The following is a 20,407-nucleotide window of genomic DNA, read 5'->3' on the forward strand; positions in this document are numbered from 1 at the left end:
AAGTCAAGGCCGCGGCTAAGTTCAGTGCTGCGGTGTGATGGGGATGCTGGGGCCCTTCTGATATTTTTCGCGCCATTCCTCATAGGGCATACCATAAATGATCTCGCGCGATTCTTCCTTCGAGAGGGGAATGCCGGCCTCCTCGGCCGCCTCCCGATACCAGTTGGCAAGGCAGTTGCGGCAGAAGCCGGCCAGATTCATAAGGTCGATGTTCTGCACGTCGGTGCGGTCACGCAGATGCGCCACAAGCCTGCGAAAGGCGGCGGCTTCCAGATCGCGCTTTTTCTCCTGCGAAAGTTCAGCCATGGCGGCCTCCCCTGAACGGTGTTAGACCGGCCCCGTTCGCGAGCCGAAAAATCGTACCTCATGCATATCGGCCTGCTGGTTGAGTGCGTCAAGCATCGGGGCGAGCCGTTCAGCCCATTCGGCGGCACCCGATTCGGCCACGATCAGATCCTGGCGGACCTCGATCAGGGCGTGGGCCAGGCCTGCCGATGTGCAGTGGCGATACATGGTGTCACCACGCAGCGCCCCGTCGTAAGGCTCGTTGTCGCCGACCACGAGGCCCGGCTCCCGGCGGAGCATCTCGATCAGCGGGCGGGGAGCGCGCCCATCGCGATCCCACAGGATGCCCACATGCCAGGGGCGCTCCCGGCCTTGCATGAACGGCGTGAAGGAATGCAGCGAGATCACGAGCGGGGCCTTGCCCGATTGCCCGGCCGCCGAGGCTATCATGGCCGAGACTGCTTGGTGATAGGGTTCGTAAAAGGTACCGATCCGCTTTTGCCGCTCCTCGGCGGTTATCGGATAATTGCCCGGCACGATGGTGCCGTCATAAAGTTGCCGGATCAGCGTGGGGTCGTCGGAACCGCGATTCGGGTCGATGAGGAGCCGGGAGAATCGGGCCATGACGGCGGGTATGCCCATGAGTGCGGCCAGCCTGCGCGTGAGGGCTTCTACGCCGATGTCGTAGGCGATGTGGCGCTCGAACTCCGCAGCCGGCAGCCCGAGATCGCCATATTCCTCCGGCAGTTCCCTGAAGGCGTGATCGGCGACGAGCACTAGTCCTTTTGTGCGGTCGCCTTCGATGATCTCGAAAGGTGCGAACGGGTTGGCGTGCGTCATGTCTTGCCGGAAATGAAACGAGGAGACCTCTTCCCATGAAGTGGAAAAGCATTCAATCCCGCTCTTTCCAGACGACCGGATGCCAGGTGCGCGTTGACAGGCACACGCGGTTTGCCGAAAAGGGACCCAGCGCGGATTCATCTGCATCGGACGTGGTCATGCGGCTGGCGGGGCGAGCGACATTTAAAAGCGGCATGCTTGCCATGGCCGCTGCCTTCTTGTGGCTCGCCGGGGGCACGCCGGCCGCGGCCGATTTTCGTGTCTGCAACGCCACGCAGAATTTGGTGGGTGTGGCGCTCGGCTACAGGGCCGAAAGCGGCTGGATCAGCGAAGGCTGGTGGCACATTGATGCGTCAAGCTGTGAGACCCTGATCGATAGGCCATTGCAGTCACGTTACTATTACTTGTATGCGGAGGACGCCACGCGGGGTGGCCGCTGGGAAGGGCCGGTCTTCATGTGCGTGGCGGATACGGAGTTCAAGATCACCGGTGTCAACGACTGTTTCGCGCGCGGTTATCAGCGCGCTGGTTTTCGGGAATACGACACCGGCGAGCAGGAGAATTGGATGGTGCAACTGACCGATGGCCCAGCGCCTGACGAGGCAGCCCCCGCCGTTACGGGGACGGCCGCTCCATGAGGCGGAACCGCAAGGTCAAGATACTGGCCACGCTGGGGCCGGCTTCCTCCGAGGAGGAAACCATCGCGCGGCTGCACGCGGCTGGTGCGGATGTGTTCCGTATCAATATGAGCCATGCCGACCATGAGCTGATGCGCACCCTTGTGGAGCGCATCCGCAACGTGGAGAGGCGGGCCGGCCGGCCCATCGGCATTCTCGCCGACCTGCAGGGGCCCAAGCTGCGTGTGGGCACCTTCGCCAACAGGAGCGTTGCGCTCCAGGTCGGCCAGGAATTCACGCTGGATGACGATTCCTCGCCGGGGGACGCCACGCGGGTGCACCTGCCGCATCCCGAGATTCTTGCGGCCGTTGAGCCGGGCCACCGCCTGCTGATTGATGACGGGCGCCTGCAGCTCGAGGCGTTGAGCAACGATGGAAAGGCGATCCGATGCCGGGTGATCGCGGGCAATGCCATCTCGGACCGTAAGGGCGTCAGCCTGCCCGATACCGAGCTGCCACTCGGCGCGCTCACCGAGAAGGACCGCCGCGACCTCGACGCGGTGCTTGCCACGGGCGTGGACTGGATCGCCCTTTCGTTCATCCAGCGGCCGCAGGACCTTGCGGAAGTGCGGAAGGTGGCGCGCGGGCGCGCCGCGCTCATGGCCAAGATCGAAAAGCCGCAGGCCGTCAAGCGTCTGAATGAAATCCTGGAGCTCTCTGACGGGCTGATGGTGGCGCGCGGCGATCTCGGCGTGGAGATGCCGCTCGAGGCCGTGCCGGGAATCCAGAAGCAGATTACGCGTGCTTGCCGCCGCGCCGGCAAGCCGGTTGTGGTAGCCACGCAAATGCTGGAATCCATGATTTCCGCACCGGTTCCCACCCGGGCGGAGGTCTCCGACGTCGCCACGGCCGTTTTCGAGGGCGCGGACGCGATCATGCTCTCGGCCGAATCGGCCGCCGGGCAATATCCGGTCGAAGCTGTGGCCACGATGAACGCCATCGCCCGCGAGGTGGAGCGGGATCCGAACTATCACGACGTGATCAATGCGCAGCGTACCCCGCCCGAACCAACCGGGGCGGATGCGATCTCGCTCGCCGCGCGCCAGATTGCCGAGACGCTGAACCTTTCGGCCATCATCACCTACACTTCCTCCGGGACGACAGGCCTGCGCGCCGCACGCGAGCGGCCGCGGGTGCCCATCATAGCGCTTTCGCCGGTGGTGGAGACGGCGCGGCGGCTCAGCCTCGTCTGGGGCACCCATTGCGTGGTGTCGGAGGACGCGAACGACCTCGACGATATGGTCGATCGCGCTTGCCGCATCGCCTATGAGGAACAGTTCGCCAAGCCAGGAGACCGGGTGATCATCACGGCCGGCGTGCCGCTCAGGACACCCGGCGCCACCAATATGCTGCGCATCGCCTACATCGGCTCGGACGGGCTGGGAGGGCTGTAGAAGCCTTAAAGGCTTGCCCTCTGACCATCTCAATCGAGGCGGGTGAGGCCGGCGGCGAAGCGACGCGCGTTCTCGACATAGTGATTGGATGTCCGCCGCATTTCGGCGATGTCCTCCTCGGTGAGCATGCGCACGACCTTGGCGGGCGCACCCAGCACGAGGGAATTGTCCGGAAATGTCTTGCCTTCGGTTACGAGAGCGCCGGCTCCCACTAGGCAGTTTCGGCCGATCACTGCACCGTTCAGGATGGTGGCCGACATGCCGATGAGCGCGCCATCCTCGATGGTACAGCCGTGTACCATCGCCTTGTGGCCGATGGTGCAGCCCGCGCCGATGGTCAGCGGGAAGCCCGGATCGGTATGCAGCACCGCGTTCTCCTGAATGTTGGTGCGCTCGCCGATGGTGATCGGTTCATTGTCGCCGCGCAGCGTGCATCCGAACCAGATGCTGACATTCCGGCCGAGGATGACATTGCCGATCACGTGAGCGGTGTCCGCGATCCAGACCGTCTCATCGGCAAGCTTCGGGGCCAGGCCGTCGAGTGCATAAAGGGCCATGGGGTCCTTCCCTCCTGAGGTGGCATCGGCCCTCTCTATCCGCTGCCTGCAGCTGCGGCAACCGCCGGGACAATGAATGCCGGAGAGTGAAATCCTGTCAAAGGTCGCTGTATGTATCGGGTGGTTTCTGCTCGATCCGAACCGTTGTGGCTCGGCGGAGCGATCGCTCCAGCCGAGGCCGCTCAAAGTCGGGCGTCGGTCTTTTCCTCGGTAAGGTGCTGAAGCGCGCGTTGGGCCTTGCGCTGCATGGGATAGATCTCCAGCGTCCGGCGATAGACCTCGATGGCCTCCTCGGTCCGGCCGGTGGCGCGCAGAATGCCCGCAAGCCCTGACAGGGCGCCGAAATGACGGGGCTCGATCGCCAGCACGCGCGCTAGATCGGCCATGGCGCGACTGTAGTCGGCCATCATGAGGTGGACGAGCGCCCGGCTGTTCCAGCCTTCCACATAGTCAGGATAAAGCACAACAACCTGATCGAGCAAGTCGAGGGCGACGTGGTACTTTTCGTCGGAAGCGGCCTTGCGCGCCCACTCGATCAAAAGGTCAGCGGTCGCACCGCCGGCCTCCGCCCATTGCTCCTCTATACGCTCGGCAATGCGGCGCGCCGCCCTCCCATTCGCTTCCCGCTTCAGTTCAGCAAAGAGCTGGTCGAGGCGGCTTTCGCTGGCGTTCGCCTGCTGTGCCATATCAGCCCCGACGGCAGCCGGAGCGGCAAGCAGGGCAAGTATCAGGAAGCCTGATCGAATAAACTGACGCATGCGAAAAGCCTAACGGCCTTTGCGCCGCAACGGAAGGCAAATCCGCGTGAATAACAGCAGAAAGAGGGGGCGGTCAGCCTTGGCGCGCCTTGTACCGCGGATTCTGCTTGTTGATGATGTAGATGCGGCCCTTGCGGCGAACCATGCGGTTCTCGCGATGCCTGCTCTTCAGCGCCTTGAGCGAATTCCTGATCTTCATCGTTCTGCCCGTCGTGGCCGTCAGGCCGAAAGGAGTGGCGGACCAGCGGCCCGAAACGAAAGACGCGCCTTTCCGGCGCGCCGAAATCGTGGGCGGAAATAGACGACAAGGGCCGCGTCTGTCAAGCTGCGATGCCGATTCTGTCGAGGGAGAATCCGCCATGCGCCATAGCACCCTGTTTACCCTGCTTGCCTTGTTGGTGGCCGCATCAGCCCCCGCCCGGGCGCTCGATTGTGCGAATGCCACAACGCAGGCTGAAATCAACGCCTGCGCCGCCGAGGAATATGAAGAGGCTGATGCCTCGCTCAACGCCGCCTACAAGGAGCTGATGGCGAGGCTTTCGGACGAGCGTGACATACAGTTGCTTCTGCGGAAGGCGCAGCGCGCTTGGATCGCCTATCGCGACGCCCAGTGCGATTTCGCCGCCGCCGGAACCTTGGGCGGCTCCATGTACCCGGCTTTGAGGGCCGGGTGTCTCGCGAAGATGACGGACCTGCGCACGCGGGAGCTGCGTAAACTTCTCGAATGCGAGGAAGGGGACCCTAGCTGCCCAGCTCCTTAGCTAGGGGCGGGGCCCCGGCGCTAAGCGGATAGAGCCGGGTGAAATGTCCCATCTTGCGCCCGGGCCGCGCCTCGGCCTTGCCGTAAAGATGCAGCAGGAGGTCGGGTTCGCTGAGCAGCGCGGAGGCCTTCTCCTGATCTGCCCCGAGAATGTTTTCCATGACACAGTCGTGGTGTCGCTCGGTGCTGCCGAGCGGCAGGCCCGCCACAGCCCTGATGTGCTGTTCGAATTGCGAGATGGTGCAGGCCGCTTCCGTCCAGTGGCCTGAATTGTGAACGCGGGGCGCCATCTCGTTGGCCAGCAATGTGCCGTCCTTCAGCACGAAGAACTCGATGCCGACGACGCCCACATAGCCGAGCGACTCAAGAATGGTGAATGCGGCTTGCCCTGCCGCTTCGGCCGTAGGTTGCCGAATGGCGGCCGGCACGGTGGAGCGCACGAGAATGCCGTTCCGGTGGACGTTCTCGGCGGGATCGTAGGCGGCAAACCTGCCGTCCGCGCCGCGGGCGGCGATGATGGAAATCTCCCGCTCGAAGGAAATGAGCCCTTCGAGAATGAGCCCGCCGCCGCCCATGGCGGCAACCGTGCCGCGCACCACAGTCTCGGTTGCCTGGTGGAAGACGCGCTGGCCCTTGCCGTCATAGCCCATGCGGCGCGTCTTGAGCACGCCATTGCCGCCGAACCGGGCAAGTCCCTGCACGAGATCGTCATCGCTTTCTACCGAGACGAAGGGCGCCGTCGCGATGCCGAGCGAGTTGAAAAAAATTTTCTCCGACAGCCGGTCCTGGGCCGTCTCCAGCGCCTCGGGGAGGGGATGGACGGGCACGCGGTCGGCAAGGGAGCGGGCCGTGACGCCGGGAATATTCTCGAATTCGTAGGTGATCACGTCGCTGGCGGCCGCAAGCTGCTCCAGCCCTCGGCTGTCCTCGTAGGGGGCTGCAATGTGGATGTTCGCAACCTGTCTGGCGGGGCAGTCGGGCTCCGGATCCAGCACCGCCGTGCGGTAGCCGAGCCGGGCTGCCGCCATGGCCAACATGCGGCCGAGCTGGCCGCCGCCGACAATTCCGATTGTTGCGCCGGGTGGAAGGGGTTTTATCATGTCGGCGTTGTCGGACGCTCCGGCACGTTCTGCGACTGGGCGGCACGCCAGGCTTCCAAGCGCGCCGCCAGCGCCTCGTCCGAGAGCGCCAGCACCGCCGCCGCCAGCAGTGCTGCGTTGACAGCGCCCGCCCGGCCTATCGCCAGCGTACCGACGGGAATGCCGGCGGGCATCTGCACGATGGAAAGGAGCGAATCCTGACCCGAAAGGGCGCGCGATTCCACCGGTACGCCGAACACGGGAAGCGGCGTGAGCGCCGCCGTCATGCCGGGCAGGTGAGCCGCCCCTCCCGCGCCGGCGATGATGACACGATAACCGGCCGCCTTCGCGCCCCTAGCGAATTCATAGAGTCTTTCGGGGGTACGGTGCGCGGAAACGATGCGCGCGTCGTGGGAGACCTCCAATGCGTCCAGAGTCTCGGCCGCGTGACGCATGGTCTCCCAGTCCGACTGGCTTCCCATGATAATTGCGACGTCGGCCTGGTCTACACCCATCGGAGAATCTTCCGCTTCGAGGAGATCGCTGTACCCAAAAGCGGCAGACACCGCAACTGTCCATCACGCGGCGTGTAGCCGGAACAGGAGCTCACTGGAATGCCGGCTCGGGCAAAAGGTTGTGCCCGAAAGGGCTTTCTCAGGATCAAGACACAGACATTGCTCGCGCCCTGGCAGGCAAGAGGCGGGAAACGTACCTATCATCCCGCAAAGGCGTTCAGGCGATAATGTCGGGGATGAGCCTGTCCTCCAGCTGCTGCAAGCGATCCTTAAGTGCCAGCTTCTTCTTCTTCATACGCTGGATTTGCAACGGATCGCAGCCCGATGCGATCATCGCATTGATGGCTGCGTCGAAGTCTGCATGATCCTGTTTCAAGCGGGCAAATTCCAGCCTGATTTCGGCCTGTTCCTGTTCGGATATCGTCACTTTCAGCCTGCTCTCCAGCAATGTTTCGGGCCGTATGGCGGCCGCGTTCCCGCATGCGGAAACGGCATATTTCATACCACATTTCCGCCTGCGGATAAATCTTTTCGCCCTTAGCCGATGGTTGCGGCCGTTTGCCGATCCGGCAGAAAGAGGCGGATTTGCTCGAAGACATAGCGCTTTGCGTTTTGCACACTTTCTTCCAGCGTCGCATTGCGGGCGAGGTTCGCGGCAATGGCGCTGGAGAGCATGCAGCCCGTTCCCCTCACACTGCCTGGAAGGCGGGGCGCTGCGAAGCGGGCGGGCGGGCGGCCCGGTCGGATCAGAAGATCGTCCGAACGCTCGCCAGCGGCATGCCCGCCCTTAACCAGCACCGCCTGCGCGCCGGCCTCCAGGAGGAAACCTGCCTGCCGCACGGCTTCATCCTCGTTCCGGGCCGGGGGCGTGTCTGCAAGGAGGGCGAGTTCGGGAAGGTTAGGCGTAACCAGTCGGCACAGGGGCAGCAGGCGGCGCTTCAGGGCAGCCGCCGCCCCTTCAGCCGTCAGAGAGGCTCCCGAACTTGCCGCCAGCACCGGGTCGAGCACTACGGGTACCAACGGATTGTCCGCAAGCACTGAGGCAACCGCTTCGGTGATTGCCGGATTGGGGAGCATACCCACCTTAACGGCCCGGACCGCATTCGCCTCTATCGCCGCGTGTATTTGAGCGACAACGAGGGTAGGAGGCATGGGCTCGATCTGCGTCACTGCATCATGCGTCTGGACAGTGACTGCAGTAACGGTGAGGCTGCTGCGCAGCCCGAAGGCGGCGATCGTCTCCACATCGCGCGCGATGCCTGCCCCGCCCGACGAATCGGAACCCGCCACGACCAGCACATGCGCGGACGGGTTCACCGCCATGGCGCCGTTGCCTCGATCCATTCGCGCGTACGCGCGTCGGGATCCGGGTTGCGCAGGATGTCCGTCACCACGGCCGCCGAATCCGCGCCATGCCCGAACACGCCGGGGATGCGCTCCGGCGTCAGCCCGCCGATGGCGACGAGCGGCAGCGGTGCCGCGTGCTCCTTCCATTCGGCGATCCGTTCAAGGCCCTGCGGCGCCCATTTCATCTTTTTGAGGATCGTCGGATAAATTGGCCCCAGCGCGACATAGTCAGGCTCGGCGGCAAGTGCCGTCGCAAGTTCGTTGTGATCATGTGTGCTCAGGCCCAGCTTCAGACCCGCTTGTCTGATCGCGGCGAGATCGGCGGCGGCAAGGTCCTCCTGGCCGAGATGGATGAAGTCGCAGCCTTCCTCGATGGCAATCCGCCAGTGATCGTTGACGATGAGCTGACTGCCATGGCGTGCGCAGGTTTCGCGCGCGCGGCGGATTTCCGCCCGCAGATCGGCTTCCTCCATCTCCTTGATGCGCAGTTGCACGAGCTTCACGCCGAGCGGCACGAGGCGATCGATCCATTGGGCGGAGTCGACGATGAGATAGAAAGGGTCGAGCTTCATGAGAAGACCGCCCGGCCGATAAGAGGCGTGGAAGGCACGGCCATGTCGCGAGGCTCCAGCGGACCCGCCTCGAAGGCGAGGCGCCCGGCTTCCACCGCCTGCGCGAAGGCCTCTGCCATCCTCACCGGATCGCCCGCCTTCGCTACCGCCGTGTTGAGCAACACCCCGTCGAAGCCGAGCTCCATGACGGCTGCGGCATGCGAGGGGCGGCCGAGCCCGGCATCGATGATGAGCGGGATGTCGGCAAAATGGGCGCGGTAGGCCTTGAGACCGTCGATATTGACTGGCCCTTTGGCCGAGCCGATCGGTGCGCACCAGGGCATCAGCACCTGGCACCCTGCTTCAAGCAGCCTTTCGCCGACGACGAGATCGTCCGTCGTGTAGGGGAAGACCGAGAACCCTTCCGCGGCGAGGAGCCGCGCCGCTTCCACGAGTCCGAAGACGTCCGGCTGCAGCGTGTCGTGATGGCCGATCACTTCAAGCTTGATCCAGTCGGTGCGGAAGACCTCGCGCGCCATCCGTGCCGTCGTCACGGCCTCCTTCACCGAATGGCAGCCGGCCGTGTTGGGCAGCACGCGCACGCCGAGCTCGCGGATGAGCGCCCAGAAGCGACCGCCGCTCTCGCCTCCCGCGCCCTCCCGCCTGAGTGATACGGTGACGATGCCAGCGCCCGAGGCCTTCACCGCCTCCGCCAGCACGGCGGGGGAGGGGTATTGCGCCGTACCCAGCATGAGGCGGGAGGAAAGCCCGGTTCCGTAGACGGCGAGCGCCATCTCAGCCTCCCTGCCTGGGTGTCAGGATCTCCACCCGGTCGCCTTCCGAAAGCCGTGCGGCGGCGCGCTCTGGGGCCGGCACGAACTCGCTGTTGAGCGCAGTGGCGTACCAGTCGCCCTCATAGCCGAGCTCGGCAAGCAGCTCGGCGAGGGTCGGGGCCTTTGCGTCAAGCGCTTGCCCGTTGACGATGAGCTTCATCGCTCTGTGTCTCCCTGGAGATGTCGGTGAGGATCACGCCCGCCGCCTGCCGTGCCAGCGCCGGCGCCAGCAGGAAGCCGTGGCGGTAAAAACCATTGACGAAGATTGTGCCGCCCTTCTCGGCCACCTTTGGCATGTTGTCGGGAAAGGCCGGCCGCACGCCCGCCCCGGCCTCGAGGATGCGCGCCTCGCCGAAGGCGGGGTGGAGTGCATAGGAGGCGTTGAGCAGCTCCATCATGGAGCGGGCGGTGACCGGTCCGCTGTCGGTGCTCTCGATCATCGTCGCCCCCACCATGAAGCGCCCCCCGCCCCGCGGCACGATGTAGAGCGGAAAGCGCGGATGGATGAGCCGCACGGGGCGGGAGAGTGTGACCTCCCGCGTCTCGAGATAGAGCATCTCGCCGCGCACGCCGCGCAGATCGGGCAGGGCGGAGGCGGCGGCAAAGCCGGTGCAGTCCACGATGCGGTCGAAGCGCTCGTTGCCCAGCGCCTCGGTGCGGTCGAAGAGGAAGCGCACGCCCATGGCTTCGAGCTTGGCTTGAAGCCGGGTCAGAGCCTTGCGCGGGTCAAGATGCGCTTCCGGGTCGAAGAAGAGGCCGGTGTGGAAGCGCCCTGCAAGGTCCGGCTCCAGAGCGGCGATCTCTTCGCCGTTGAGCCAGCGATATCCTTCCGTCCGCGAGGCGAAGCGGCGCAGCTCGGCGGTATCACGCGGTGGGGCGAGCACCAGCGTGCCGTTGAAGGTGACGGTGCCGGGAAGCGCCTCTTCCCACCAGCGGGCAGCATCGTGGCCGAGCCGGATCACGTCTGCTTCCGCGCTCTCCCGCTCGCACCAGGGCGCCAGCATCCCGCCGGCAAGCCACGAGGCTCCGCCGCCGACCGAGGCACTTTTCTCGATCACGGTGACATGGGCGCCGCGCGCGGCCAATTCATGCGCGACGGCCAGCCCCGCAACGCCCGCACCTTTGACGAGGACGTGCATCAGGGCTCTCCGCGACTCCGGTGAGCGCCGGTGTGTGGCAGACCCCCTCTCCTGCGATTTATAACACTTAGCCTTCGGCTAAGATGTTGAAATAGCTTTCTCCCCCACCAGGAGGGAGATAGGGGGCGGCGCCAGCGTTGCCACCAATCTGTAAGGGTTGAGATTAGCGGTTGCGTGGATGTAATGCACCAATCTCCCCACTGGTGGGGGAGAAAGCAAATTCTTGGGTTTGGCGAAGCCAAGCCCTTGGAATTTGCAATAGAGGGGGCCGTAAGCATTGTCCCCTGTCTCACTCCCCGCTCACCGGCACATACAGATCCCCGCTCTGGCGGAATTTCTCCGCCATGGCCGCCATGCCTTCCTTCTGCGCCTCGGCACGGATGTCGTGCGAAATACGCATGGAGCAGAATTTCGGGCCGCACATGGAGCAGAAATGCGCCACCTTGTGCGCCTCCTTGGGCAGCGTCTCGTCGTGCATGGAGCGCGCGGTGTCCGGGTCGAGCGAGAGGTTGAACTGGTCCTCCCAGCGGAACTCGAAGCGCGCGCGGGAGAGCGCGTCGTCGCGAATCTTCGCGGCCGGATGGCCCTTGGCGAGGTCCGCCGCATGCGCGGCGATCTTGTAGGTGATGACGCCGGTCTTCACGTCGTCGCGATCCGGCAGGCCCAGATGCTCCTTGGGCGTCACGTAGCAGAGCATGGCGGTGCCGAACCAGCCGATCATGGCCGCGCCGATGGCCGAGGTGATGTGGTCGTAGCCGGGCGCGATGTCGGTCGTGAGCGGCCCGAGCGTGTAGAACGGCGCCTCGCCGCAGATCGCAAGCTGCTTGTCCACATTCTCCTTGATCTTGTGCATGGGAATGTGGCCGGGCCCTTCGATCATCACCTGGCAGTCCTTCGCCCAGGCGATCTTCGTCAGTTCCCCAAGCGTCTCCAACTCAGCGAACTGCGCCGCATCGTTGGCGTCGGCGATCGATCCAGGGCGCAGCCCGTCGCCCAGCGAGAAGGAAACGTCGTAGGCGCGGCAGATGTCGCAGATCTCCTCGAAATGCTCGTAGAGGAAGCTCTCCTTGTGGTGGGCAAGGCACCACTTGGCCATGATCGAACCGCCACGCGAGACGATGCCGGTGACGCGGTTCACGGTCAGCGGCACGTAATGGAGCCGCACGCCCGCGTGGATCGTGAAATAGTCCACGCCCTGCTCTGCCTGCTCGATCAGCGTGTCGCGGAAGATCTCCCAGGTGAGCTCCTCGGCGATACCGCCCACTTTCTCGAGCGCCTGGTAGATCGGCACCGTGCCGATCGGCACGGGCGAATTGCGGATGATCCATTCGCGGATGTTGTGGATGTTGCGGCCGGTGGAAAGGTCCATCACCGTGTCCGCGCCCCAGCGCGTCGCCCACACGAGCTTCTCCACCTCCTCGGCCATGGAGGAGGTGACCGCGGAATTGCCGATATTGGCGTTGATCTTGGTGAGGAAGTTGCGGCCGATGATCATCGGCTCGGATTCGGGGTGGTTGATGTTGGCCGGGATGATGGCCCGCCCGCGCGCCACCTCGTCGCGCACGAACTCGGGCGTCACGTAATCGGGGATCGCCGCGCCGAAGCTCTCGCCATCGCGCGCGAGCTTCTCTTTCACCTTCTCGCGGCCGAGATTTTCGCGGATGGCGATGAACTCCATCTCCGGTGTGACGATGCCCGCGCGCGCATAGGCGAGCTGGGTGACGGCCTTGCCGGCCTTCGCCCTCAGGGGCTGGTGGCGCACGGGAAATTCCGGCGTAAGCCGGTCGCCTGATGCGAAACCGTTGTCCTCGGGTTTCACCACGCGGCCGTCGTATCGCTCCACGTCGCCGCGCGCCTCAATCCAGGTTTCGCGCAGCCGCGGCAGGCCCTTCTCGATATCGATGGCGACGTTCGTATCGGTGTAGGGGCCGGAGGAGTCGTAGACCGTCACTGGCGGCTCGCCTGCCGTCGGGTGCAGCTCGATCTCGCGCATCGGCACGCGAATATCCGGGTAGAGCGTGCCGGGCTTGTAGACCTTGCGCGAGGCAGGCAGCGGGCCTGTGGTAATTTCGGGCTTGGGGCTGTTCCGGGCATCCATGGCGAAACTCCTCATGCGTTCGCGTTGGAGACCCAGTTCTGCGGGAGAGGATTGGGGAAAGGGCTTTTCGGATTACAGACTTCTGAGCCTGAGGTTTGGACCGGAGAGGATCCTTCGAAAAGCCGTCGCACCATCCCTACGCCAGTACGAACTGGATCAGGTTCAAAGGGTCACCGCGCTGCTTGAAGCCAGCGGTATCTCAGCCCGTTGTCCGGGCCCCCCTGGTGATGGCTCTATCTAGAGGGATTGCGTTGCCAAATGTCAACCGGGAACGGGTCAGCTCATGGGCGGCGGCCACCTGCATTTGCTTGGTGGTCCGGGTGCTGCCTCGAACTTATGGCTCGCCGAGCATCGCGCCGAGCTTCGCCAGCACGAGGGCCCGTTCCCCGGCGCTCAGAACCTCGGTCCCGAAAAGCTTCTGGCAGCGAAGCCCCTCCAGCGCCAGAAAGAGCACCAGAACGGATGCGTCGTCCACCGAACCCTCCTTCATCCGGTCGAGCAGGCGTCGGTTGAACTGGCGAACGGGCGTGAGCAACTCCGGATCTTCCGCGAGCGCCGCAAGCAGGCCGGAAGGCGGCTGTTTAGCCTTTTCGAGCTCCTCCACCGCGAGCCGGAAATATTCCGCCGCCATTGGGCGGCTCTCGCCGGCCGCCACTCTCTCCTCAAGGGCCTGGCCGAAGCTCTCGATATGGTCCTGAACCAGCGCCTTCAGAAGCGCGGCCTTGGTCGGGAAATTGTAAAGAAGCCCGCCCTTCGAGATCCCGGCGCGCGCGGCTACCGCATCCAAAGACAGATGCGCCGAGCCCTCCGTTCGGGCGAGTTCGGCGGCCGCCTTCAGAATCTTGTCTCTGGTGTTCTTGCGCCGAGTCATCGTAGCATGTCTATTGCCGGGATTGACAATACCGTCCGGACGGTACAGTACGCGCGTCACCCCTACAAGGCTGGCCTGATCGGCGCGGCCTCAATGTGCCAACGACATCTCCACGGAACCGTTCCATGGTCCTGCGCTTCATCATCGCCTTTGTCCTCGTAGTCTTAATCGGCGGAGGGCTGGTGGGCTTCAACATCTTCCGCGACCGGGCGATCGAGCAGTATTTCGCCAATATGCCCACGCCGACGCTGACGGTGTCCACGACCACCGTCGAGCCCATCACCTGGAATCCCGGCATCGACGCCATAGGCACGGTGAGTGCCGCCAACGGGGTGGACTTGACGGTTGAGACCACCGGCATCGTGGAGGAAATTCTGTTTTCCGCGAACACCCGGGTCGAAAAGGGCGATGTGCTCGTGCGGCTCGATGACGAAATGCAGAGGGCGGATCTCGCCGCCGCGCGGACCCAGGCGGAACTCGACCGGCAGACGCTGGAGCGCGCACGCGAGCTTCAGCGGCGCGGCGTGGGGTCGCAGTCGACTCTGGATCAGGCCGAAGCAGCCGCTTCGGCGTCGGCCTCCCAGGTGGCGAAGCTGGAAGCGGCGCTGAACCAGAAGCAGCTTCGGGCGCCATTTTCCGGCGTGATCGGCATTCCGCGTATCGAGCTCGGCCAATATCTCTCGCCGGGCACGGTGGTAGCGACGCTGCAGGATCTGGACCATATGCGCGTGGACTTCACCGTGCCGGAGCAGCGGTTCGAAGAGCTCAAGATCGGCCAGCAGGTACGCGTGGGCCTCACCGGCGACGACATGCCCTTTACGGGAAGTATAATCGGCATCGACCCGAAGATCGATCCCTCCAGCCGGCTAGTCTCGGTGCGGGCGGAAGTTGAGAACGCCGAAGGCCGGCTCGTTCCGGGCCAGTTCGTGCGCGTGCGTGTGGAGCTTCCGGCCGAGGACGATGTGATCGCCGTGCCGCAAACCGCGCTCGTGACCAGCCTTTACGGCGACTACGTCTACCGTCTGCGGCCGCTGGAAAGCGCCGGGGATGCGGCGCCAGGCGCGGATCAGGCCGGGCAGGAAGGCGCGCAGGCTGCGGAGGCGCAGAATGAAGCCGGAAACGGCGAGGTGTTCGTGGCTGAACAGATGTTCGTGAAGGTCGGGAGACGCGCCAACGGCTCGGTCGAGATCGTTGAGGGTCTGTCCGCCGGGGACGTGGTGGTAGATGCCGGGCAGAACCGGCTTTCCAACGGCGCACGGGTGACCATCGACAACACCGTGCGGCCGATACAGGTGGGAGCGGAAGCCAGATGAACATCTCCGCACCCTTTATCCGGCGGCCGGTTCTCTCCACGGTTCTGGCGTTCATGATCCTGCTGCTCGGGCTGCAGGGCATGGCGAATCTTTCCGTCCGGCAATATCCGGAGGTGGAGGAGACGGTCATCACCATCACCACCACGTATCCCGGCGCAAGCCCGGAGCTCATCCAGGGCTTCATAACCTCGCCCATTGCCGCAGCCGTCTCCACGACGGAGAATATCGACTACGTCTCCTCCCAGAGCCGGCCCTCGGCCAGTGTGGTGACCGTGCAGATGCAACTCGGCTCCAACCCGGACATCGCCTTGACCGAGGTCATGTCCAAGGTGCAGCAGGTTCGCGGCCAGCTGCCCAGCGATGCGGAAGACCCGGTCATCGTCAAGGGGACAGGCATGCAGTTCGCGACAATGTACATCGCGCTGCAGAACCCGAACATGACGCCCGAGCAGCTCACCGAATACATCGAGCGGGTCATTCGCCCGCGCGTTTCGACCATCGAGGGTGTGGCTGAGGTGCAGATCATGGGAGCGGCCAACTACGCCATGCGCGTGTGGATTGATCCCATCCGGCTGGCCGCCCGCGGCATCACGGCTGCAGAGGTGGTGAACGCGGTCAATGCGGCGAACTTCCTGTCGGCTCCCGGCAAGACCAAGAACGAGTATGTCGCCTATCCGATCACGACGGAGACGACGCTGCGCACGCCCGAGGCGTTCGGGGCGCTGCCTCTTGCGTCGAACGGCGACGAGGTGGTGCGCCTGCGCGACGTGGCCGATGTCGAGCTGGCCGCCGAAAGCACCGAAATGATCGTCAACTTCAACGGCCAGCCTGGAACCTTCATCGGCATCTTCCCCACGCCCGCCGCGAACCCGCTTGATACGGCTGATGCGGTGCTTGCGGAAATGCCGGCCATCCAGGCAAGCCTGCCGGAAGGCATGACCATGGAGGTGGTCTACGACGCGACCGATTCGATCAGCGCGTCGATCGAGGAGGTGTTCAAGACGATCGCCGAGGCCGTGGTGATCGTGGTGCTGGTGATCCTCCTGTTCCTGGGCTCCTTCCGCTCGGTCCTGATGCCGATCGTGACCATTCCGCTCTCGCTCGTGGGCGTGTGCTTCCTCCTTTATCTCGTCGGCTTCTCGATCAACCTGCTCTCGCTGCTCGCCATGGTTCTCGCTATCGGTCTGGTGGTGGATGACGCCATCGTGGTGGTCGAAAACATCCACCGGCATATCGAAGAGGGCCTGTCACCGCTTCAGGCGGCATTCACCGGTATGAAGGAGATATCGACTGCCGTGATCGCCATGACGATCACGCTTGCCGCCGTCTTCGCGCCGCTTGCCTTCACCGGCGGGCTGACCGGATCGCTGTTCCGCGAGTTCGCTTTCACGCTGGCGGGCGCGGTGATCATCTCCGGCATCGTCGCGCTTACCATCACGCCGATGATGAGTGCGCGCATCCTGAAGACCGGCATGCACAGCCGCTTCCAGAACTTGGTAGACCGGACCTTCACGCGCGTCGAGAACCGCTATGAAAGGCTGGTGTCCGGCTCGCTCAAATACCGGCCGGTCACGCTGATGATCGTCCTCTCGCTCGTCGCTCTCGCAGGCTTCCTGTTCATGAAGACGTCGAGCGAGCTGGCGCCCGAGGAGGATCAGGGTGCGCTCTTCTCGCTCATTACGGCGCCGCGCTACGCCACGTCGGAATATACGAGTCTCTATACGGACCAGATTCGCGAGCTCACCAAGGATCTGCCTGAACTGACGACCAACTTCTCGGTCGTCGGCTTCGGTGGCCAGACCAACAGCGGCATCGCGCTCTGGGCCTTCGAGGACTGGTCCCAGCGCGAACGCTCGCAGAAGGAAATCCAGGCGGATATCCAGCAACGCCTTTCAAAGGTGGCGGGCGTGGAGGCGCTTGTCTTCGCGCCGCCCTCGCTGCCGGGGGCTGGCGGCGGGCTGCCGATCTCGGTCGTCATCCAGTCCACCGGCGATCCGAGCCAAGTCTACGAGGTGGCGGAAGAAATCCGGCGGAAGGCGCAGGAAAGCGGCCGCTTCATCGTGGTGCAGAACTCGCTGAGCTTCGACGCGCCGCAGGTCACCGTCAGTGTGGACCGGGAGCGCGCGGCCGCGCTTAACATTCCCGCCCGCGACATCGGCACCACGCTTGGCGTGCTGGTGGGCGGCGGCGCCATCGCCCAGTTCGACCGGGACTCCAACAGCTACGACATCATCACGCAGGTGCCGGAACGCTACCGCCAGAATCCCGAAAGCCTCGGCGATTTCTTCGTACGCAGTTCGACGGGACAGATGGTGCCGCTTTCGGCGGTGGTCTCGATCTCCACCGCCGCGTCGCCCGCCTCCATTGAGCAGTTCAATCAGCTCAACGCGGCGACCATCTCGGCGCTGCCCCTGCCCGGCGTGACCACCGGTGACGGGCTGCAGACCATCGAGGAGATTGCGCGGTCTACGCTGCCCGAAGGTTTCTTCATCGATTATTCGGGGCAGTCGCGGCTCGAGAAGGAGCAGGGCAACACGATCCTCGTCGCTTTCACGATGGCGATCATCGTCATCTATCTTGTCCTTGCCGCCCAGTTCGAGAGCTTCCGCGATCCGCTGATCATCATGATGTCGGTGCCGTTGTCCATCTTCGGCGCGATCGTGCCTCTGAATCTCGGTCTCGGCACGCTGAACATCTTCACGCAGGTGGGGTTGATCACGCTCATCGGCCTGATCACCAAGCACGGCATTCTGCTGGTCGAGTTCGCGAACCAGCAGCGTGAGGCGCACGGGATGTCCCGCAGGGAGGCGATCGTCGCCTCGGCCAAGGTGCGCCTGCGTCCGATCCTGATGACTACCGGCGCCATGTCGCTGGGCGTCGTTCCGCTCATCATGGCTTCGGGTGCCGGCGCCGCAGCGCGCTACTCCATGGGCCTGGTTATCTTCTCCGGCATTCTGATCGGGACGATGTTCACCCTGTTCGTGGTGCCGATGTTCTACACCTTCATCGCGAGCCGGACCGTCGCCGCGCGCGCAGGGGCGGAGACGCAGGCACCCGCGAGCGCTTGAATCCGGCACCTGTGAGCGCCTGAATAAAGGCGGACCCTTCGGGCGTCCGCCTTTTTGCTCGACAGCGCCTTGCGCGACCGGCAGAAAAACAACGTCAGTGGCACGCTTTTTTATCGCGGCGGCAGGACCACCTGATCCGTGAAGAAGAGGTCGGTCAGGAGCGACCGCATGGCGATCAGGCCATTGGTGTTGTCGATCATGTCTGACGTGATCGAAGGCTGCGCCAGAAGGATCTGGAGGACGGCGCGCACCACCGCGAGATCGGCCAGGAAGCGTTCGCGGAAAGCCGCGCCATGCGGCCCGCCCACTTCGCCCTGAAGCGCCGTTTCGAGATCGTCGAGCGCGCCGCGGAAGCGCTTCAGATATTGCCGGATCTGGCTTTCTCCCGCGCCCTCGGCCGTTTCGCGCTTCCGCCCCTGGGCCGCATAGGCCAGCATGAACTCATAGGATTCCTCGATGCGGTCGAACGCGTCGCGCATCTCGATAGCCTGATTCATCTCATCGATCATGCGTTGCTGCCCTTTCTGGCCTTTTCCGGGCCCTTTCCGTGGATCATCGCGAGGAGAAAGTCCCGATGTTCAGGGAGGAGAGCGAAATAGACGTGGAGGATGAACAGGAACAAAAGCGCAAGCGCCCCTGTGCCATGGAGCACATAGATCACCCCCCAGGTCTGATCGGTGAAAATCGCGGGATTGCGGTTCCAGAAGGTGGTGTCGATCTTGGCGAGCATCAGGAGGCCGGTCGCAAGTAGCGTGAGGACGCAGATAGCGGCCGCGAGGTGGAAGCCCTTCTGGAAGACGTCGTACTTGGCTTCGGAAAGCCCCTTCGGCGCGCCCCCGCCTGCGGCATATCCGATCTCGCGGATGTCGTCCGGCCCGGGGATCATCTCGCTCACGCCGTGCACGAGCATCACGCGGACGAGATGATAGAGCACCAGGACCGTCAACAGGACGCCGAAGGTCCAGTGGAGCGGCACCCAGTCGAACCGGATGCCGAGGATGGGCAGGAAAGCAGTCGCCCCAAGCACGATAACGGTGACGGCCATGCCCCAGTGGAAAAGGCGATCGGCAAGACGGTGGCGCACGCCTTGCTGCCGAACCGGAGTGGTCATTCCTCGCTGTTCCCTTGAATGGTTATTGAGGTGGGGTGACGCCGGGCGGTCAGCCTGCCCGGCGGCGCAGTGTCCGTATGACGAGGTGCAGGACGATGAAGGCGGCTGCCGCCGCGACGGGAAGCCAGAGAATGTCCCAGTTGATGCCGACAAGCATTCTCTGGCCGAAGGCGTCCTGCGTGTGCCGAAGCAGTTCCATGGCCTATGCCAGTGAGCGGATCGCGCGCACGGCGAGGTTCTCCATCAGCGGAATCTTGAAGTGGTTGAAGTTGAGCGGCTCCGCTCCGCGCGAGGCCACGCGCTTCACCAAAGTCTCCAGTTCCTGTCCGGGCTTTTCTCCGCGCACCAGGCTTTCCACATCGGTGAGCCTGCGCGGCGTGCATTCCACCGCGCCGCAGACCATCGAGATGTCGGAGATCGCCCCGTTCTCCATTTTCGCGGCCATGGCGATGTTGACGAGCGCGAAATCCCATGTCTGGCGGTCGGCCACCTTCTCGAAATACTGGCGCGATCCAGCCCATTTTCCGGGAATGCGGATGCCCACGAGAATGTCGCCCGGCTCCAGCGCCGTCATGCGGGTGATGTCGATCGCAGGCCCGATGAAGAAATCGGAGGCCAGTATGTCCTGCCGGCTCCCGGCCCGCTCGACGGTGAACACCGCCTCGAGGGCCGTTAGAGCGATGGCCGTGTCCGAGGGCGTGACGGCCACACAGCGGCTGACCCCGAACAGCGCGTGTTCGCGGTTCATGGCAGTGGGCGTGTTGGCGTAGCAGGTGTTGCCGCCCGCGCGGTAACAGGGAAACCCGTCCCGGTAATACGGGCAACGAGTATCCTGCGAGACATTGCCGCCGATCGTACCCTTGTTGCGGATCTGCGGCGAGGCGACGTGCAGCGCCGCTTGGGCCAGGGCAGGGAACCGGCTTTTCACCAGCTCGCTCTCGTTCACCTCGGTGAGCGTGGTCGTCGCACCGATCCAAAGGCCCCCGTCATCCTCCTCGCGGATGCCGTGCAGGTCCGGGATGCCCGCGATGTCCACTACGACGGCAGGCATCTTCACCCGGTGCTTGAACCAGTCGAGACTGTCCATGCCGCCAGCGAGAATCCAGGCGTCCTGGTGGTCGCCGAGAATGGCCCGGGCATCTTCCAGCGTTGCAGGCTGGAAAAGCTCGAAATTGTGCATCACGTCAGTCATTGTGTTCCTCCTCCCAGGT

24 protein-coding genes and 1 riboswitch are annotated in these 20,407 nt (G+C 64.2%); of the genes, 5 read left to right on the forward strand and 19 right to left on the reverse strand.

Translation table 11 applies throughout. The features are described from left to right. Positions 1-21: 21 nt before the first annotated feature. Together NYR54_RS00485 and NYR54_RS00490 are read right to left on the reverse strand one after the other, a co-directional pair. The gene (locus NYR54_RS00485) at positions 22-306 is read right to left on the reverse strand and encodes a DUF1244 domain-containing protein (protein WP_261513389.1); all 285 of its coding nucleotides are present in this window, start codon (positions 304-306) and stop codon (positions 22-24) included. Between the two features lie 21 nt (positions 307-327). Continuing rightward, on the reverse strand, positions 328-1,125 hold the full coding sequence (locus NYR54_RS00490; RefSeq protein WP_261513390.1) for an N-formylglutamate amidohydrolase: 798 nt from the start codon (positions 1,123-1,125) through the stop codon (positions 328-330). Positions 1,126-1,319: 194 nt separating this feature from the next. Here NYR54_RS00490 and NYR54_RS00495 point away from each other — a divergent pair, with 194 nt between their 5' ends. Together NYR54_RS00495 and pyk are read left to right on the forward strand one after the other, a co-directional pair. Further along, the gene (locus NYR54_RS00495; RefSeq protein ID WP_261513473.1) at positions 1,320-1,763 is read left to right on the forward strand and encodes a DUF1036 domain-containing protein; all 444 of its coding nucleotides are present in this window, start codon (positions 1,320-1,322) and stop codon (positions 1,761-1,763) included. Next, positions 1,760-3,196 (forward strand): pyruvate kinase, encoded by a 1,437-nt coding sequence (gene pyk, locus NYR54_RS00500; protein ID WP_261513392.1) that lies wholly within the window; start codon positions 1,760-1,762, stop codon positions 3,194-3,196. Before NYR54_RS00495 ends, pyk begins: the two co-directional genes overlap by 4 nt. 29 nt (positions 3,197-3,225) lie before the next feature. Here pyk and NYR54_RS00505 read toward each other — a convergent pair whose 3' ends face one another. The 3 genes from NYR54_RS00505 to ykgO form a co-directional block, all read right to left on the reverse strand. After that, positions 3,226-3,753, reverse strand: a complete 528-nt coding sequence (locus tag NYR54_RS00505; RefSeq protein WP_261513394.1) for a gamma carbonic anhydrase family protein — start codon at positions 3,751-3,753, stop codon at positions 3,226-3,228. Between the two features lie 182 nt (positions 3,754-3,935). Next, entirely contained in the window at positions 3,936-4,511 is a 576-nt protein-coding gene (locus NYR54_RS00510; protein WP_261513395.1) for a tetratricopeptide repeat protein, read from the reverse strand. Between the two features lie 73 nt (positions 4,512-4,584). After that, positions 4,585-4,710: a type B 50S ribosomal protein L36 gene (ykgO, locus tag NYR54_RS00515; protein WP_261513396.1), complete on the reverse strand. Its 126-nt coding sequence runs from the start codon at positions 4,708-4,710 to the stop codon at positions 4,585-4,587. A gap of 160 nt (positions 4,711-4,870) precedes the next feature. On the opposite strand from ykgO, the gene NYR54_RS00520 reads away from it, so the two are divergent. Next, on the forward strand, positions 4,871-5,272 hold the full coding sequence (locus NYR54_RS00520) for a lysozyme inhibitor LprI family protein (protein WP_261513397.1): 402 nt from the start codon (positions 4,871-4,873) through the stop codon (positions 5,270-5,272). Here the strand turns inward: NYR54_RS00520 and NYR54_RS00525 are convergent. The 10 genes from NYR54_RS00525 to NYR54_RS00570 all read right to left on the reverse strand — a co-directional run bounded on the left by NYR54_RS00525 (position 5,253) and on the right by NYR54_RS00570 (position 13,704). Then, positions 5,253-6,371 (reverse strand): 5-(carboxyamino)imidazole ribonucleotide synthase, encoded by a 1,119-nt coding sequence (locus NYR54_RS00525; RefSeq protein WP_261513398.1) that lies wholly within the window; start codon positions 6,369-6,371, stop codon positions 5,253-5,255. The two genes, NYR54_RS00520 and NYR54_RS00525, sit on opposite strands and share 20 nt — an antisense overlap. Continuing rightward, positions 6,368-6,865, reverse strand: coding sequence for a 5-(carboxyamino)imidazole ribonucleotide mutase (gene purE, locus NYR54_RS00530; RefSeq protein ID WP_261513400.1), 498 nt, complete (start codon positions 6,863-6,865; stop codon positions 6,368-6,370). The genes NYR54_RS00525 and purE overlap by 4 nt, the downstream gene beginning before the upstream one ends. A 217-nt stretch (positions 6,866-7,082) precedes the next feature. Continuing rightward, a complete protein-coding gene (locus NYR54_RS00535) occupies positions 7,083-7,286 on the reverse strand; it encodes a YdcH family protein (RefSeq protein WP_261513475.1) in 204 nt (67 codons plus the stop codon). A gap of 116 nt (positions 7,287-7,402) precedes the next feature. Then, positions 7,403-8,188: a bifunctional hydroxymethylpyrimidine kinase/phosphomethylpyrimidine kinase gene (thiD, locus tag NYR54_RS00540; protein ID WP_261513401.1), complete on the reverse strand. Its 786-nt coding sequence runs from the start codon at positions 8,186-8,188 to the stop codon at positions 7,403-7,405. Then, the gene (locus tag NYR54_RS00545) at positions 8,179-8,784 is read right to left on the reverse strand and encodes a thiamine phosphate synthase (protein WP_261513402.1); all 606 of its coding nucleotides are present in this window, start codon (positions 8,782-8,784) and stop codon (positions 8,179-8,181) included. The genes thiD and NYR54_RS00545 overlap by 10 nt, the downstream gene beginning before the upstream one ends. Beyond that, positions 8,781-9,557: a thiazole synthase gene (locus NYR54_RS00550; RefSeq protein ID WP_261513403.1), complete on the reverse strand. Its 777-nt coding sequence runs from the start codon at positions 9,555-9,557 to the stop codon at positions 8,781-8,783. Before NYR54_RS00550 ends, NYR54_RS00545 begins: the two co-directional genes overlap by 4 nt. A gap of 1 nt (position 9,558) precedes the next feature. Further along, positions 9,559-9,756: a sulfur carrier protein ThiS gene (thiS, locus tag NYR54_RS00555; protein ID WP_261513405.1), complete on the reverse strand. Its 198-nt coding sequence runs from the start codon at positions 9,754-9,756 to the stop codon at positions 9,559-9,561. After that, entirely contained in the window at positions 9,725-10,735 is a 1,011-nt protein-coding gene (gene thiO / locus NYR54_RS00560; protein WP_261513406.1) for a glycine oxidase ThiO, read from the reverse strand. Before thiO ends, thiS begins: the two co-directional genes overlap by 32 nt. 289 nt (positions 10,736-11,024) lie before the next feature. Then, a complete protein-coding gene (gene thiC / locus NYR54_RS00565) occupies positions 11,025-12,833 on the reverse strand; it encodes a phosphomethylpyrimidine synthase ThiC (protein WP_261513408.1) in 1,809 nt (602 codons plus the stop codon). Positions 12,834-12,948: 115 nt separating this feature from the next. After that, positions 12,949-13,066: riboswitch (TPP riboswitch) on the reverse strand. A 101-nt stretch (positions 13,067-13,167) separates the two neighbouring features. Then, entirely contained in the window at positions 13,168-13,704 is a 537-nt protein-coding gene (locus NYR54_RS00570) for a TetR/AcrR family transcriptional regulator (protein WP_261513410.1), read from the reverse strand. A 125-nt stretch (positions 13,705-13,829) separates the two neighbouring features. Here NYR54_RS00570 and NYR54_RS00575 point away from each other — a divergent pair, with 125 nt between their 5' ends. Continuing rightward, a complete protein-coding gene (locus NYR54_RS00575) occupies positions 13,830-15,017 on the forward strand; it encodes an efflux RND transporter periplasmic adaptor subunit (protein WP_261513411.1) in 1,188 nt (395 codons plus the stop codon). Beyond that, the gene (locus NYR54_RS00580; protein ID WP_261513412.1) at positions 15,014-18,085 is read left to right on the forward strand and encodes an efflux RND transporter permease subunit; all 3,072 of its coding nucleotides are present in this window, start codon (positions 15,014-15,016) and stop codon (positions 18,083-18,085) included. Before NYR54_RS00575 ends, NYR54_RS00580 begins: the two co-directional genes overlap by 4 nt. A 110-nt stretch (positions 18,086-18,195) precedes the next feature. Here NYR54_RS00580 and NYR54_RS00585 read toward each other — a convergent pair whose 3' ends face one another. Genes NYR54_RS00585 through NYR54_RS00600 form a run of 4 tightly spaced genes read right to left on the reverse strand, consistent with a single transcriptional unit; the run spans position 18,196 to position 20,388 of the window. After that, positions 18,196-18,594, reverse strand: coding sequence for a hypothetical protein (locus NYR54_RS00585; RefSeq protein WP_261513413.1), 399 nt, complete (start codon positions 18,592-18,594; stop codon positions 18,196-18,198). Further along, positions 18,591-19,196, reverse strand: coding sequence for a cytochrome b/b6 domain-containing protein (locus tag NYR54_RS00590; RefSeq protein ID WP_261513414.1), 606 nt, complete (start codon positions 19,194-19,196; stop codon positions 18,591-18,593). Before NYR54_RS00590 ends, NYR54_RS00585 begins: the two co-directional genes overlap by 4 nt. Positions 19,197-19,245: 49 nt before the next feature. Beyond that, positions 19,246-19,395 carry a hypothetical protein gene (locus tag NYR54_RS00595; RefSeq protein WP_261513415.1) on the reverse strand — a complete coding sequence of 50 codons (150 nt, stop codon included), beginning with the start codon at positions 19,393-19,395 and terminating at the stop codon, positions 19,246-19,248. Between the two features lie 3 nt (positions 19,396-19,398). Continuing rightward, on the reverse strand, positions 19,399-20,388 hold the full coding sequence (locus NYR54_RS00600) for an FAD binding domain-containing protein (RefSeq protein WP_261513416.1): 990 nt from the start codon (positions 20,386-20,388) through the stop codon (positions 19,399-19,401). Positions 20,389-20,407: the final 19 nt, after the last annotated feature.

The sequence above is a fragment of the Chelativorans petroleitrophicus genome (assembly GCF_025398195.1).
In the GTDB taxonomy this organism is placed as follows: Bacteria; Pseudomonadota; Alphaproteobacteria; order Rhizobiales; family Rhizobiaceae; genus Chelativorans; species Chelativorans petroleitrophicus.

Bases quoted from the DNA above. Each gene is read 5' to 3' on its own strand.
- NYR54_RS00485 (WP_261513389.1), bottom strand. From the start codon at position 306: ATGGCTGAACTTTCGCAGGAGAAAAAGCGCGATCTGGAAGCCGCCGCC.
- NYR54_RS00490 (WP_261513390.1), bottom strand. From the start codon at position 1,125: ATGACGCACGCCAACCCGTTCGCACCTTTCGAGATCATCGAAGGCGAC.
- NYR54_RS00495 (WP_261513473.1), top strand. From the start codon at position 1,320: ATGCTTGCCATGGCCGCTGCCTTCTTGTGGCTCGCCGGGGGCACGCCG.
- pyk (WP_261513392.1), top strand. From the start codon at position 1,760: ATGAGGCGGAACCGCAAGGTCAAGATACTGGCCACGCTGGGGCCGGCT.
- NYR54_RS00505 (WP_261513394.1), bottom strand. From the start codon at position 3,753: ATGGCCCTTTATGCACTCGACGGCCTGGCCCCGAAGCTTGCCGATGAG.
- NYR54_RS00510 (WP_261513395.1), bottom strand. From the start codon at position 4,511: ATGCGTCAGTTTATTCGATCAGGCTTCCTGATACTTGCCCTGCTTGCC.
- ykgO (WP_261513396.1), bottom strand. From the start codon at position 4,710: ATGAAGATCAGGAATTCGCTCAAGGCGCTGAAGAGCAGGCATCGCGAG.
- NYR54_RS00520 (WP_261513397.1), top strand. From the start codon at position 4,871: ATGCGCCATAGCACCCTGTTTACCCTGCTTGCCTTGTTGGTGGCCGCA.
- NYR54_RS00525 (WP_261513398.1), bottom strand. From the start codon at position 6,371: ATGATAAAACCCCTTCCACCCGGCGCAACAATCGGAATTGTCGGCGGC.
- purE (WP_261513400.1), bottom strand. From the start codon at position 6,865: ATGGGTGTAGACCAGGCCGACGTCGCAATTATCATGGGAAGCCAGTCG.
- thiD (WP_261513401.1), bottom strand. From the start codon at position 8,188: ATGGCGGTGAACCCGTCCGCGCATGTGCTGGTCGTGGCGGGTTCCGAT.
- NYR54_RS00545 (WP_261513402.1), bottom strand. From the start codon at position 8,784: ATGAAGCTCGACCCTTTCTATCTCATCGTCGACTCCGCCCAATGGATC.
- NYR54_RS00550 (WP_261513403.1), bottom strand. From the start codon at position 9,557: ATGGCGCTCGCCGTCTACGGAACCGGGCTTTCCTCCCGCCTCATGCTG.
- thiS (WP_261513405.1), bottom strand. From the start codon at position 9,756: ATGAAGCTCATCGTCAACGGGCAAGCGCTTGACGCAAAGGCCCCGACC.
- thiO (WP_261513406.1), bottom strand. From the start codon at position 10,735: ATGCACGTCCTCGTCAAAGGTGCGGGCGTTGCGGGGCTGGCCGTCGCG.
- thiC (WP_261513408.1), bottom strand. From the start codon at position 12,833: ATGGATGCCCGGAACAGCCCCAAGCCCGAAATTACCACAGGCCCGCTG.
- NYR54_RS00570 (WP_261513410.1), bottom strand. From the start codon at position 13,704: ATGACTCGGCGCAAGAACACCAGAGACAAGATTCTGAAGGCGGCCGCC.
- NYR54_RS00575 (WP_261513411.1), top strand. From the start codon at position 13,830: ATGGTCCTGCGCTTCATCATCGCCTTTGTCCTCGTAGTCTTAATCGGC.
- NYR54_RS00580 (WP_261513412.1), top strand. From the start codon at position 15,014: ATGAACATCTCCGCACCCTTTATCCGGCGGCCGGTTCTCTCCACGGTT.
- NYR54_RS00585 (WP_261513413.1), bottom strand. From the start codon at position 18,594: ATGATCGATGAGATGAATCAGGCTATCGAGATGCGCGACGCGTTCGAC.
- NYR54_RS00590 (WP_261513414.1), bottom strand. From the start codon at position 19,196: ATGACCACTCCGGTTCGGCAGCAAGGCGTGCGCCACCGTCTTGCCGAT.
- NYR54_RS00595 (WP_261513415.1), bottom strand. From the start codon at position 19,395: ATGGAACTGCTTCGGCACACGCAGGACGCCTTCGGCCAGAGAATGCTT.
- NYR54_RS00600 (WP_261513416.1), bottom strand. From the start codon at position 20,388: ATGACTGACGTGATGCACAATTTCGAGCTTTTCCAGCCTGCAACGCTG.